This is a genomic window from Nocardioides conyzicola (assembly GCF_039543825.1).
Taxonomy (GTDB): Bacteria; Actinomycetota; Actinomycetes; order Propionibacteriales; family Nocardioidaceae; genus Nocardioides; species Nocardioides conyzicola.
In genome coordinates, this window is the sequence record NZ_BAABKM010000002.1 from 795904 (window position 1) to 809809 (window position 13906).

Annotated in this window: 11 protein-coding genes; 5 read left to right on the forward strand and 6 right to left on the reverse strand. The window is 71.2% G+C overall.

Annotated elements, in window-relative coordinates:
• Positions 1-69: 69 nt before the first annotated feature.
• The 5 genes from lexA (at position 70) to ABEA34_RS06940 (ending at position 6213) form a co-directional block, all read left to right on the forward strand.
• A complete protein-coding gene (lexA, locus tag ABEA34_RS06920) occupies positions 70-786 on the forward strand; it encodes a transcriptional repressor LexA (protein WP_345520509.1) in 717 nt (238 codons plus the stop codon).
• Positions 787-874: 88 nt separating this feature from the next.
• Entirely contained in the window at positions 875-1684 is an 810-nt protein-coding gene (locus ABEA34_RS06925) for a phosphatase PAP2 family protein (RefSeq protein ID WP_345520510.1), read from the forward strand.
• 3 nt (positions 1685-1687) lie between these two features.
• Positions 1688-3373 (forward strand): alkaline phosphatase D family protein, encoded by a 1686-nt coding sequence (locus ABEA34_RS06930; protein WP_345520511.1) that lies wholly within the window; start codon positions 1688-1690, stop codon positions 3371-3373.
• The gene (locus ABEA34_RS06935) at positions 3370-4608 is read left to right on the forward strand and encodes an alkaline phosphatase family protein (RefSeq protein WP_345520512.1); all 1239 of its coding nucleotides are present in this window, start codon (positions 3370-3372) and stop codon (positions 4606-4608) included. Before ABEA34_RS06930 ends, ABEA34_RS06935 begins: the two co-directional genes overlap by 4 nt.
• Before the next feature lie 57 nt (positions 4609-4665).
• Positions 4666-6213 (forward strand): MXAN_6640 family putative metalloprotease, encoded by a 1548-nt coding sequence (locus ABEA34_RS06940; RefSeq protein ID WP_345520513.1) that lies wholly within the window; start codon positions 4666-4668, stop codon positions 6211-6213.
• Here ABEA34_RS06940 and ABEA34_RS06945 read toward each other — a convergent pair.
• The 6 genes from ABEA34_RS06945 to ABEA34_RS06970 form a co-directional block, all read right to left on the reverse strand.
• Positions 6199-8181, reverse strand: coding sequence for an ATP-dependent DNA helicase (locus ABEA34_RS06945; RefSeq protein WP_345520514.1), 1983 nt, complete (start codon positions 8179-8181; stop codon positions 6199-6201). The genes ABEA34_RS06940 and ABEA34_RS06945 overlap by 15 nt on opposite strands.
• A 142-nt stretch (positions 8182-8323) precedes the next feature.
• Positions 8324-9286, reverse strand: a complete 963-nt coding sequence (locus ABEA34_RS06950) for a sugar phosphate isomerase/epimerase family protein (RefSeq protein WP_345520515.1) — start codon at positions 9284-9286, stop codon at positions 8324-8326.
• A 57-nt stretch (positions 9287-9343) separates the two neighbouring features.
• Positions 9344-10348 (reverse strand): sugar phosphate isomerase/epimerase family protein, encoded by a 1005-nt coding sequence (locus tag ABEA34_RS06955; RefSeq protein WP_345520516.1) that lies wholly within the window; start codon positions 10346-10348, stop codon positions 9344-9346.
• A 23-nt stretch (positions 10349-10371) separates the two neighbouring features.
• Positions 10372-11535, reverse strand: coding sequence for a xylose isomerase (xylA, locus tag ABEA34_RS06960; protein ID WP_345520517.1), 1164 nt, complete (start codon positions 11533-11535; stop codon positions 10372-10374).
• Positions 11532-12719, reverse strand: a complete 1188-nt coding sequence (locus ABEA34_RS06965; RefSeq protein WP_345520518.1) for a Gfo/Idh/MocA family protein — start codon at positions 12717-12719, stop codon at positions 11532-11534. The genes xylA and ABEA34_RS06965 overlap by 4 nt, the downstream gene beginning before the upstream one ends.
• A gap of 71 nt (positions 12720-12790) precedes the next feature.
• Complete coding sequence (locus ABEA34_RS06970; protein ID WP_345520519.1) at positions 12791-13858, reverse strand: substrate-binding domain-containing protein; 1068 nt, start codon at positions 13856-13858, stop codon at positions 12791-12793.
• Positions 13859-13906: the final 48 nt, after the last annotated feature.

A 13906-nucleotide genomic window follows, 5' to 3' on the forward strand; every position in this document is an offset into this window, starting at 1 on the left:
GAGCGGGGCCGACACGCCCGTTCGAACAAATGTTTGAACAGAGCGCCCGTGATGGCTAGCGTGACCCCCATGGTCAAGAAGATGACGGTGCGCGAGCTGCCCGACGGGCCGCCCGACGCCACGGGGCTCACCCCCCGCCAGCAGCGCGTCCTCGCGACGATCAAGGACGCGATCGAGACGCGCGGCTACCCGCCGAGCATGCGCGAGATCGGCGAGGCCGTGGGGCTGACCAGCTCCTCGAGCGTCGCCCACCAGCTGAAGGTGCTCGAGGCGAAGGGCTTCCTCAAGCGCGACCCCAACCGGCCGCGGGCGCTCGAGGTGTTCCTGCCCGAGGTGATGGCGGCCCGGCGCTCGCTCGGCAGCGCCGACGAGTCGTCGTACGACGAGACCGGTCTGGGCGACCAGGTGCCGGCCGCGGCGTACGTCCCGCTGGTGGGTCGGATCGCGGCCGGCGGCCCGATCCTGGCCGAGGAGACCTACAACGAGGTCTTCCCGCTCCCCAAGCAGCTGGTCGGCGACGGCGAGCTCTTCCTGCTCGAGGTCTCCGGCGACTCGATGGTCGAGGCGGCCATCTGCGACGGCGACTACGTGGTCATCCGCAAGGAGCAGACCGCCGACAACGGCGAGATCGTCGCGGCGCTGATCGACGGCGAGGCCACGGTCAAGACACTGCAGCGCAAGGACGGAAAGGTGTGGCTGCTGCCACACAACGCCAACTACGATCCCATTGACGGGACCAACGCCACCATCCTCGGGAAGGTGACCGCGGTCCTGAGGCGGGTCTGATCACCCGGGAATGACCTGATCGGACCCTGGGTTGCTTTAGGGGGAGATCCCCGATGCCACGGGAGGGCCGATGAAAGACGCTGGTGCTGTGACCACGGCACCTGCTCTCGCCCGCCAACGGACGATGCCCGGCTGGGCGCGCGCCATCATGGAGCTGCTCCTGATCCTGGCGCTCTGGGTCTTCTACAGCCTGGCCCGGCTGCTGGCCGACACCAGCCTGCAGCCGGCGCTCAACCGCGCCAACGACCTGCTGCACATCGAGGACCTCCTGGGCATCAGCTGGGAGGGCCCGCTCAACCAGCTCTTCACCGACCACACGGTGCTCGGCCTGGCCGGCAGCTACTGGTACGCGACGCTGCACTACGTCGTCACCGCCGCCGTGCTGGTCTGGCTCTGGCGGCTCGGCGCCGACCGCTACGGTCCGGCCCGGCGGGCCCTGGTGATCGGCACGCTGCTCGGCCTCGCGGCCTACCTGATGATGCCGACGGCGCCGCCGCGCTTCCTCAGCGGGTACGTCGACGTGCTCAGCCTGCACGCGGCCGACGGCTGGTGGGGTGCCGATGCCTCGGCTCCCCGCGGTCTCGGCGGTCTGACAAACGAGCTGGCGGCGTTCCCGTCGCTGCATGCCGGGTGGTCGCTGTGGGTGGCGCTGGCGCTGCAGGTCTACGCGACCCGCAAGTGGGTCCGGGTCCTCGGCTGGGCGTACGCCCTCGGCACCGCGATCGTCATCGTGGGCACCGGCAACCACTGGGTGATCGACGCGCTGATGGGCTGGCTGGTGATCCTGGTGGGCTGGGCGGCCGCCCAGGCGATCGGCCGGATCTCGCTGCCGTCGCTCTGGCCTCGGAGAACATTGGATGAACGACCATCACGCGAGGAGTCAACGGTCGTTGATTGAGGCATGACTGAGGACATGCCACCGTCGCTCCCCCTCGCCGACGCCCAGCTGCGCCGGCGCGCCGTCCTCGCCACCGGCACCGCGGGTGCCGCGGCACTCACCGTCGCCGGCCTCCCGTCCGGGCCGGCCGCCGCAGCCGGCCACCGGCCTTTCCGCCACGGGATCGCCTCCGGTGACCCGCTCCCCCACGCCGTCCTCATCTGGACCCGGGTGACGCCGACCGCGGCCAGCACCCCCGGCTCCGGCAAGGGCCCGCGCGTCAAGGTCGCGTGGGAGGTGTCGACCGACCGCCGCTTCCGGCACGTCGTACGTCGTGGCACGTTCAGCACCGGGCCGAGCCGCGACCACACGGTCAAGGTCGACGTGACGGGGCTGAAGCCGGCGACCTGGTACCACTACCGCTTCCTGCTCGACGGCCACACCAGCCGGGTCGGGCGGACCCGGACGGCGCCCGCGGTCTCGGCCTCGCCCAAACACCTGCGCTTCGGGATCGTCTCGTGCGCCAACCTCCAGGCGGGCTGGTTCAGCGCCTACCGCGGGCTCGCGGACCGCGACGACCTGCACGCGGTCATCCACCTCGGCGACTACTTCTACGAGTACGGCCCGGGGCAGTACGGCTACGGCAACGACGACCGCGACATCCGCAAGCACGTGCCGTCGCACGAGGTCCTCTCGCTCGCCGACTACCGGCAGCGGCACGCGCAGTACAAGCAGGACGGCGACCTCCAGGACCTGCACGCGAAGTACCCGTGGATCATCACCTGGGACGACCACGAGGTCGCCAACGACCAGTGGAAGGCCGGCGCCGAGAACCACACCACCGGCGAGGGCTCCTTCGTACGACGCCGGGCCCGCGCACACCGCGCGTACGACGAGTGGATGCCGGTCCGGATGAACGGCACCGCGGCCCTGCGCGACGGCGACCGGCTCTTCCGGCGGTTCCGCTTCGGCCGGCTCGCCGAGCTGAGCATGCTCGACCTGCGCACCTACCGCGACGAGCAGCTCAAGGTCCCGGACGGCCACGTGAGCGACCCGGACCGCACCATCACCGGTCGGCAGCAGATGGACTGGCTCAAGAAGGGCCTCCGCCGCGGCGGCGGGCAGTGGAAGGTCGTCGGCAACCCGGTGATGATCGCGCCGGTCGACTTCGGTGCCCTGCCCGACGGCCTGGTCGACCCGGTCGACGACGTGACCGGGCTGCTGCCGCGTGACGGCGTCGCCTACAACGTCGACCAGTGGGACGGCTACACCGACGACCGCCGCGAGGTCTTCGCCCACATCCGCGACCACCAGGTCACCGACGCGCTCTTCATCACCGGCGACATCCACTCGGGCTGGGCGGCCGAGCTCCCGTACGACGCGTCGACGTACCCCCTCGGTGACTCCGCCGGCGTCGAGTTCGTGTGCTCGTCGGTGACCTCCAACAACCTCAAGGACATCACCGGCACACCGCCGCGGACCACGAGCGTCGCGGTGGAGGAGCTGATCAAGGCCAACAACCGGCACATCCAGTACGTCGACTTCGACAGCCACGGCTTCTCGGTGCTCGACCTGACGGCGACTCGGGCGCAGATGGACTGGTACGTCATCGGCGACCGGGCCGATCGGGACACCCCGATCACCTGGTCGACGTCGTACGCCACGAAGACCGGCACGGGCCGCATCGAGAAGGTGGCGAAGCCGCTGTGAACCTGGAGCGCCGTACCTTCCTCCAGGCCGGCGCCGCCGGCCTCGTGTTCTCCAGTCTGCCCGGCGCCGCGGCGTACGCCGCCCGTCCGCGCAAGCGCGCCTACGTGCTGGTCATCGACGGCTGCCGACCCGACGAGCTCGACAGCGGGCTGACCCCGCGGCTGGCCGCGCTGCGCGGCAGCGGGCTGCGCTTCCCGCGGGCCGCGTCGATGCCCGTGATGGAGACCATCCCCAACCACGTGATGATGATGACCGGGCTGCGCCCCGACCGGACGGGCGTGCCGGCCAACTCGATCTACGACCGTCGCGCCAAGGTCGTGCGCGACCTGGACCGGGCCAGCGACATCCGCTGCGACACGATCATCGAGCGGCTCAACCGTCGCGGCGCCACGACCGGCACCGTGCTGTCGAAGGAGTACCTCTACGGCGTCTTCGGCGGTCGCGCCACGCACCGGTGGGAGCCGCGGCCGACGCTGCCGATCACCGAGCACGCGCCCGACGTCTTCACGATGGAGGCGGCGCTGACGATGCTCGAGGACTTCGACCCGAACCTGATGTTCGTCAACCTCGGCGACATCGACCGGTTCGGGCACGCCGACATCACCGGGCCGCTCGGGCTGAAGGCCACCCGGCGGGCCGCGCTGGCCGACACCGACGCGCAGGTCGGCCGCTTCATCGACGCGCTGCACGACCAGGGCAAGTGGAGCCACTCGATCGTGATCGTGCTCGCCGACCACTCGATGGACTGGTCGACGCCCGACCACGTGATCAGCCTGACCGCGCCGCTCGCCGCGGACCCGCTCCTCGCCGGCAAGGTCCAGATCGCCGACAACGGCGGCGCCGACCTCCTCTACTGGACCGGTCCGGCGTCGCAGCGCGCGGACGCCGTACGCCGGATGCGGCGGATCGCCCGGGCCCAGCCCGGGGTGCTGTCCGCCCACGACCGCCGCGAACGCACCCTGCGGCTCGGCCCGCAGGCCGGCGACGTGGTCGTCTTCTGCAAGGCCGGCTGGCGCTTCAGCGACCCCGACCCGGCGACCTCCAACCCGATCCCCGGCAACCACGGCCACCCCGCCACCCGAGCGATCCCCTTCTTCATCGCCGGCGGCCACTCCGTCGTACGCCGTCGTGCGGACACCCGCGTCGCCCGCACCGTCGACGTCGCCCCGACCCTCGCCTCCTTCTTCAAGGCCGGTCACCCCCGAGGCGGCTACGACGGCCGCGCCCTGCTGTAGGCGCCGGCCGACACGCCGGGTTGGGCGTTTCTTGGTCCGGTCGTGGACAGTAGGGGGGTGCGTATTCCTCTCGGTCGCCTGACCCTGCCCGCAATCACGCTGCTCGCCGCCACGCTCGTCGGCGGGGCTCTGTCGATGCCCGCTCACGCCGAGACGGGCAACCCGGAGCCCACCGCGTCGACCGATGCCGCGGCGGACGCGCTGGACCAGGTGCAGTCGATCCTCGCCGACCCCGCAGCCGCCGACGCCGACGGCCGCGACCTGACGCTCGCGCTGCGCGACCTGCGGATCCGCCAGGACCAGCTCTCCCGCACGGACCGCGCCCAGGCCTCCCGGCTGCTGAGCCGCCCGCCGCAGGTCTACGGGTGGACCAACGAGCAGACCCGGGCGTTCGGCGACAACGTCCTGGTCCACTGGGACAACGGCCAGGCCACCTCCGACTTCGTGAACGACGCCGGCAACGTCGCCGAGCACGTGCTGGCGACGTACAAGGCGGCCGGCTACCGCGCCCCGATGCCGGACGGCACGGCGGGCGGCGACAGTCGGCTCGACATCTACCTGGTCGACTTCAGCGCCGCCGGGCAGCAGGGTCTCTACGGCTTCTGCGACGGCTCCGTGGCCCCGCCGCGCAACGGGCCGTACAACACCCCGGCGTACTGCGCGTTCGACCACAACTTCTCGAGCTTCCCGGCACTGACGCCGGCGCAGAACCTCCGGGTGACCGCGGCGCACGAGCTCTTCCACGCCACCCAGTTCGCCTACGACTACTACGAGGACGCCTGGTTCATGGAGGCGACGGCCACCTGGGCGGAGGACGAGGTGTACGACGACATCAACGACAACCGTCAGTACCTCCCCCTCAGCCCGCTGGCCCAGCCCCGCCAGTCGCTCGACCAGTTCAACAGCAGCAGCCTGCGGCAGTACGGCGAGTGGATCTTCTTCCGCTACCTCTCCGAGCGCTTCTCGAAGTCGCAGGGCGGGCTGCCGGTGATCGTGCGCAGGATCTGGCAGCGCGCGGACAGCACCCGCGGCACCCAGCACGACCTCTACTCGATCCGGGCGGTCAGCAAGGAGCTCGCCTCGCAGGGCACCGACCTGCGACGGGTCTACGCCCAGTTCGGCGACGCCAACCGGCGGCCGGCCCGCGCGTACGAAGAGGGCTCGCACTACCGCGCCGCCGGTGCCGCGCACACCTGGACCTTCACCCCGCGGAGCCACGACACGCGCTGGAAGACCTCGCGCGTCGACCACCTGGCCACCTCCACCCTGGCGGTGAAGCCCAGCGCGAGCATGAAGCGCTGGCGGCTCCGGGTCCAGGTCGACCTGCCCAACCGCGCGAGCGGCGTGGCGGCGATCGTGACGAGGTACGACGCCAAGGGCCGTCCCAGCAGCAAGCTGGTCAAGCTGTCGAAGTCCGGCAACGCGACGATGCGGCTGCCCTTCGACTCACGCCACCTCACCCGGGTCGACGTCACCCTCTCCAACGCGGGGATCCGCTACGCCAGGTGCTTCAGCGGACCGGTCGACGGGGTCTCGTACTCCTGCAGCGGCGTCCCGAAGGACGACAACCGCCCGATGCGCTACCGGATCTCAGCGATCCGCTGACAACCGCTTCAACGCCTGGCGTACGACGGCGGGGTCGGTCGTCGTCCACATCGGCGGCAGGCTCGCCCTGAGGAAGCTGCCGTAGCGCGCCGTCGCGAGCCGCGGGTCGAGCACGGCGACGACGCCGCGGTCGGTGCTGGTGCGGATCAGCCGGCCGGAGCCCTGCGCCAGCAGGAGCGCGGCGTGGGTGGCAGCGACCTGCATGAACCCGTTGCCGCCGGCCTGGTCGGCCGCCTTCTGGCGGGCGCTGAGCAGCGGGTCGTCGGGCCGCGGGAACGGGATCCGGTCGATCAGCACCAGCTGGCAGGTGTCGCCGGGCACGTCGAGGCCCTGCCACAGGCTGAGCGTGCCGAAGAGACAGGTGTGCGGGTCGCCGACGAACTGCGCGGCGAGCTCAGGCAGCTGCGCGTCGCCCTGGGCGAGGGTGGTCAGGTGGGGCAGCCGCTCGCGGACCGCCTCGGCCGCGGCCTCGGCGGCGCGCCGTGAGGAGAACAGCCCCAGCGTCCGGCCCTCCGCCGCGTCGACCAGCTCGACGATCTCGTCGACCATCGCCGAGCTCATGCCGTCGCGGCCCGGCGGCGGCAGGTGCTTGGCGACGTACAGGATCGCCTGCCGGCCGTAGTCGAACGGGCTGCCCACGTCGAGCCCGCGCCACGGCATCGCGTCACCCGATGGCGCCGGCGCGGCGTCGCTCCCCAGGACCCGCTCGGACGGCTTGAGGCCGACGCTGGTGGCCACGGTCGCGAAGTCGCCGCCGAGCATCAGGGTCGCGGACGTGAAGACGACCGTCTTGTCGGTGAGCAGCCGGTCGCGCATGGGCCCCCACACCTGCAGCGGCGCGACGCACAGTCGCGGCGGCATCCGCTCGGTGCCCTCGGACATCCAGAGCACGTCGGAGTCGAGGTCGGCGGCCATCCGCTCGGCGGTCGCGAAGACCTCCTGCACGGCGCCCTTCGCCTGGGTGAGGCCGGCATCCGCGTCCTCGCCGGCCTTGGGGTAGGCCGAGACGCACGCGCGGGCGGCGTCGCGCACCAGGACCAGCGCGTCGGACAGCTCCTCGGGGATCCGGTCGAACCGGCCCGGGCTCGCCTCGGCGATCGCGTCGCGCAGGGCGTCGGCGGCGTCGGCCAGGTCGTTGGCCTGGTCGCCCTCGATGTGGCGCTGGCTGCGCCGGGCGGCCCGCTCCACCTCGGCGGCCCAGAGCTCGTCGGTGGCGGCCTGGGTCACGCGGGTGGTCAGCTCGTGGGCCTCGTCGATCACCACGACGTCGTAGTCGGGGATCATCGGGACGCTCTCGATGGCGTCGATCGCGAGGAGCGAGTGGTTGGTGACGATCAGGTGGGAGCGGTGCGCCTTCTCCTTGGCCACCTCGGCGAAGCACTCCTGCCCGAACGGGCACTTCGCGGCGCCCAGGCACTCGCGGTGGTTGACGCTGACCTGGCGCCACTCGCGGTCGGTGTGCCGCGGCGCCCGGTCGCGCTCGCCGCTGCCCTTGCCCTCGACCTCGGCCTCGGCCCAGGTGCGCAGCTCCAGCACCTTCTTGCCGAGCGACCCCTCCGGCAGCACGACCTCGAGGGCGCCCTGCTCGTCGGGCACGCCCTCGCGGATGCGGTGCAGGCAGGCGTAGTTGGAGCGGCCCTTGAGGACGGCGTACGACGTGTCGACGTCCCCGCCGATCGGGGCGGCCTTGACCGCCTCGACGAGCCGCGGGAGGTCGCGCTCGACCAGCTGGTGCTGCAGCGCGAGCGTCGCGGTGGCGACGACGACGCGGTCCTTGTGCAGCAGGCTGGGCACCAGGTAGGCGAGCGACTTGCCGGTGCCGGTGCCCGCCTGGACGAGCAGGTGCTCCTCCTGCTCCATCGCGTGCGTGACCGCCTCGGCCATCTGCACCTGGCCCGGGCGCTCCTGCCCGCCGAGCGCCGCCACGGCGGTCGCCAGCAGCTCGGTCACGGTGGGGGCGTCAGGCACCCGAGAACCCTAGCCGCGGGGTACCCCTCTCGCTGAGGCTGTCCCCAGGAGCGGCTGTAACGCCGGGTTAGCTGCTGTTCCCAGGGTGTTGCAACCTGGTGGGAACAGTCCGTAACCCGGCGTTACAGCCCGCGCGTGCGCCTCAGTACTCCACGTGGTCGAGGTAGAGGTGCCCGACGGCGGCGGTGGTGAGCGGCGTGACGTCGGGGGTGTCGTTCTCGACGATGTACTCCTCGACCTCGTGGCTGCGGAAGATCCGCGGGAAGTCGAGCACGCCGGTGCCGAGGTCGCACATGTCGCCGGTGGCGCCGTCGCGGTCCTTCACGTGGAACTGCCGGACGGTCTGCGGCGCCTGACGGACCACGTCGATCGCGAACCCGTTGGGGTCGGCGGCTCCGGTGTTCACACCACCGGTGTAGGCCCAGTAGAGGTCGACCTCGAGGTGCACCAGCCGCTTGTCGAGCCGTGACGTCAGCACCTCCCACGGGGTCAGCCCGCCGCCGAGGTCGATCGTGAACTCGTGGGCGTGGTTGTGGTAGCCGTACCTCAGCCCGTACCGCTTCGCGACCGCGGCCTCGGCGTTCATCTGGTCGGCCCAGGTCTGCCAGTCCGACAGCGACGTCGAGTTGAGGTAGGGCACGACGACGTACTTCTGGCCGAGCGTGACCGCGTTCTCCAGCTTGGTCCGCAGCGCGGCCGCGTCGGCGCTGATGCCGTCGTGGCTCGACGACGCCTTGATGCCGATGCCGCGCAGGAAGTCCCGCATCTGCACGGCCGTCTTGCCGTAGTAGCCGGCCATCTCGACCTTCTCGTACCCGTACTGGGCGAGCCGGGTCAGGACGGCGTCGAAGCCGGGCGACCCGCCGAGCGCGGCCCGCAGCGTGTAGAGCTGGATGCTGATCCGGTCGTGCTCGACGGTCCGCTTGCGCGGGCGGTGGCCGTGGCCGCGGCCGCCGTGGGCCTCCGCGGGCGCGACCAAGCCGGACCCCAGTACGGCGGCGCCGGCGACTCCCGCGGCCGCGCCGCGGAACAGCGTGCGCCGACTGGCGCCCTTCTCCTCGAGCGAGCGGCGCAGGGCGCCCTCGCCGTCATATCCGAAACACATGACGAACTTCCTTCCCGAGACGTGCACGTGCTCCCGGACCGGTCGGTCCGGGACGATTCAGTCCTTCGTGGAGAACGCCGCGTCGAAGGCGGCGGTGGGTGCGTCGAACGCGAGCCGCCTCACGAACTCCAGCGCCTCCGGGGCACCGACCAGGCGGTCCATCCCGGCGTCCTCCCACTCCACCGAGATCGGCCCGTCGTACCCGATGGTGTTGAGCATCCGGAAGCACTGCTCCCACGGCACGTCCCCGTGCCCGGTGGACACGAAGTCCCACCCACGGCGCGGGTCGGCCCACGGCAGGTGCGAGCCCATCCGCCCGTTGCGGCCGTTGCCGGTCTGACGCTTCGCGTCCTTGCAGTCGACGTGGTAGATCCGGTCCTTGAAGTCCCACAGGAAGCCGGCCGGGTCGAGGTCCTGCCACACGAAGTGCGACGGGTCCCAGTTGAGCCCGAACGCCTCGCGGTGCCCGATCGCCTCCATCGTCGCGACCGTCGTCCAGTAGTCGTAGGCGATCTCGGAGGGGTGCACCTCGTGCGCGAACCGCACCCCGCACTCGTCGAAGACGTCGAGGATCGGGTTCCACCGGTCGGCGAAGTCGCGGTAGCCGGCAGCCACCATCTCCTCGGTCGCCGGCGGGAACATCGCGACGTACTTCCAGATCGCCGAGCCGGTGAACCCGACGACCGTCTTCACGCCGAGCTTCTGCGCGAGCCGGGCGGTCATCTTCATCTCCTCGGCCGCCCGCTGCCGCACCCCCTCGGGGTCGCCGTCGCCCCACACCTTCGCCGACAGGATCGCCTCGTGCCGCTCGTCGATCGGGTCGTCGCAGACGGCCTGGCCCTTGAGGTGGTTGGAGATCGCGTAGACGGACAACCCGTGCTTCTCGAGCAGGTCGAGCTTGCCCTGCACGTAGGCGTCGTCGTCGGCCTGCCAGGGGTCGAGGTGGTCGCCCCAGCAGGCGATCTCGAGCCCGTCGTACCCCCACCCGGCCGCCAGCCCGGCGACCTCCTCGAACGGCAGGTCGGCCCACTGGCCCGTGAACAGCGTGATCGGTCGTGGCATGTCAGTTCCTTCCGGTGGTGGGCTCAGCGGACACCGAGCAGGTGCTCCATCGCGAGCTGGTCGAGGGCTTCCATGGCGACGCTGCGGGCACGCAGCGCATCGAGGTCGTACGCAGCGTTGCGGACGTCGTCGAGCGACTCCCCCGGTGCGACCGTGGGCTGCTCGAGCTCCATGACGCCGGCGGCCTCGACCGCGGCGACGACCTCCGGGTCGGCCCGGAACGCCTGCACCTTCTCGCGCAGGATCAGGTAGTTGCGCATGCAGCCACGCGCCGACTCCCAGACGCCGTCGATGGCCTCGGCCCGCGGCGGCTTGTAGTCGAAGTGCACGTAGCCGTCGTAGCGCCGGTCGGTGCCAGCACCGAGCATGGCGTCCACGGTCCAGAAAGCGCCGCGCAGGTTGCCGGCGCCGAAGCGGAGGTCCTGGTCGAAGCGCGGCCCGTGCTGCCCGTTGAGGTCGATGTGGAAGAGCTTGTCGTGCCACAGCGCCTGGGCGATGCCGTGCGCGAAGTTGAGCCCGGCCATCTCCTCGTGCCCGACCTCGGGGTTCACGCCGACCATCTCGGGGTGCTCGAGCTCGGAGATCAGCGCGATCGCGTGCCCGATGCTCGGCAGCAGGATGTCACCGCGCGGCTCGTTGGGCTTCGGCTCCAGCGCGAACCGCATGTCGTAGCCCTGCTCGATCACGTAGGCGCACACGGTGTCGAGCGCGTCACGGAAGCGGTCCATCGCCGCGGGCACGTTCTTCGAGCCGCCGTGCTCGGCACCCTCGCGGCCGCCCCACATCACGAACGTCTTCGCGCCGAGCGAGGCCGCCAGGTCGATGTTGCGCAGCACCTTGGCCAGCGCGTAGCGGCGCACCTCGCGGTTGTTGGCCGTGATCGCGCCCTCCTTGAAGACCGGGTCGGAGAACGTGTTGGTGGTGACCATCTCGACGACGAGCCCGGTGTCGGAGAGCGCCGTGCGGAAGCGGTCGAGCGTCGCCTCGCGCTGGGCGTCGTCGGGCAGCAGGTCGTCGTCGTGGAAGGTCACCGCGGCCGCGCCGAGCTCGGCGAGCGTGTACGTCGCCTCCACCGGGTCGAGGAGGTCGCGGGAGGCCGGACCGAACACGTCGACGCCCTGCCAGCCGACGGTCCAGAGGCCGAAGGAGAACTTGTCGTCGGGACTGGGGGTGAAGCGGTCGCTCATGCGGGGGGAATCTCCTGCCAGGTACGGGTGTCGGAGCTGGACTCGACGGCGGCCAGCACGCGTTGGACGTTGAGGCCGTCGGCGAACGACGGACTGGGATCGGTGCCGTCGGCGATCGCGGTGACGAGGTCGACGACCTGGTGGGTGAAGCCGTGCTCGTAGCCGAGCCCGTGTCCCGGCGGCCACCACGCGGCGACGTACGGGTGCTCGGGCTCGGTGGCGAGGATGCGCCGGAAGCCGGCGACCTCCGCGTCGTCGGAGGCGTCGAAGAACTCGAGGACGTTCATGTCCTCGAAGTCGAACGCCACGCTGCCGGACGAGCCGTTGACCTCGATCCGGATCGCGTTCTTGCGGCCGGTCGCGAAGCGGGTCGCCTCGAAGACCCCCATCGCACCACCGGCGAAGGTCGCCAGGAACGACGCGGCGTCGTCGACGGTGACCGGCCCGCGCTCCGTGCCGGTGCCACCGCCCCCGAGGCTGCCGGAGGTGTCGCCCGCGGCGTACGGGCGCTCCTTGACGAACGTCTCGAGACGGCCGGTCAGCTCGGTGATCCGGGTGCCGGTGATGAACTGGGTCAGGTCGACGATGTGGGCGCCGATGTCGCCGAGGGCGCCGGAACCGGCCTTCTCCTTGTCCAGGCGCCACGACAGCGGGGCCTCGGGGTCGGCGATCCAGTCCTGGAGGTACTGCGCGCGTACGTGGCGGACCTCCCCGATCCGTCCCTCGGCGACCAGCTGGCGGGCCAGGGCGATCGCCGGGACCCGGCGGTAGGTGAAGCCGACCATCGCGCGCACCCCATGTGCGCGTGCCTGGTCGGCCGCGGCGCTCATCGCCTCGGCCTCGGCGACGGTGTTCGCCAGCGGCTTCTCGCACAGCACGTGCTTGCCCGCCTCGAGCGCCGCGATCGCGATCTCGGCGTGCGTGTGGCCGGGGGTGCAGATGTCGACGATGTCGATGTCGTCGCGCGCGATCACCTCGCGCCAGTCCGTCGAGCTCTCGGCCCACCCCAACCGCGCTGCCGCCTCGGCGGCCCGGTCGGCGTCGCGACCGACGACCACCGCCATCACGGGGTGGGCGGGCAACGCGAAGAAGTGCGGAGCGGTGCGCCAGGCCTGCGAGTGGGCGTTGCCCATGAACGCGTGCCCGATCATCGCGACACGCAGGGAACTGCTCGGGTCGGTCATGCGGTCTCCCAGGTGGAGGTGCCCGCCCCCGGCCCCTGACGGAGAGGGGGCCGGAGGCGGGCAGGTGTCGGTCAGGACTTGAAGGCGGAGCCGATGAACTGGTCGACGTTGTCCGCGGTCACGACCGGCGCGTAGAGCTGGACCTTGCGAGGAACCTCGACCTCGACCAGGTCGCTCATGGCCTTGCCCTGCACCAGCAGGCGAGCGAGCTTCACGCCGTCGGCGGCCTGCGTCGACGGGTAGATGACCGTCGCCTTGAGCACGCTGTCGCCGCTCTTGATGAGATCCATCGCGTTCTTCGAGCCGGCGCCGCCGATCATCTCGAACTCGTCCCGGTCGGCGTTCTTGATGGCCGCGAGGACGCCGACACCCTGGTCGTCGTCGTGGTTCCAGAGGAAGTCGATCTTCGGGGCCGCCTGGAGCAGGTTCGTGGCCGCCTCCTCGCCACCCTCGACCGTGAAGTCGGCGGCGACGCGGTTGTCGACGTCCAGGCCACACTCGGCCAGCGCGTCCTTGAAGCCCTGGCTCCGGTCCTGGGTGAGCGGCAGCGAGTCGATGCCCGCGATCTCGGCGACGACGGCGTCCTTGTTGCCGTCGGCCTCGCTGCAGACCCACGCACCGGCCGAGACGCCCATGCCGTAGTTGTCACCGAGGACGGTCACGCGCGCCGCGTTGGGGTCGTCGAACTCGCGGTCGACGTTGATGACCGGGATGCCCGCCGCCATCGCCTTAAGGGCGATCGGGGTCATGGCCGCGCCGTCGAAGGGCAGGAGCACGATCGCGTCGACCTTGTCGTTGATGAAGGTCTCGACCTGGCTGATCTGGACGTTGACGTCGTTGGTGCCCTCGGCGACCTTGAGCTCGACGTCGTCGTACTTCGCGGCCTCCTTCTTGGCGGAGTCGGTGATCGATCCCATCCAGCCGTGGTCGGCGGCGGGTGCCGAGAAGCCGATGACGACCTTGTCGCCGGACTCGTCGTTGGAGCCCGCCGCGGCCGCGGTGGTGGGGGCGTCGGCCGCGTCGTCGTCGCCCCCGCCGGAGTCGTTGCTCGTGCAGGCAGCGAGGGACAGGACCGCGACGCCGGCGACCAGGCCGGAGGCGATGCGCTTCCTTCTCAGGGTGGTGGACCGCAGGGACATGGTGGTGCTCCTTGAGTGGTGCGGAGGTGTGATGCGGATGTGAGGTGG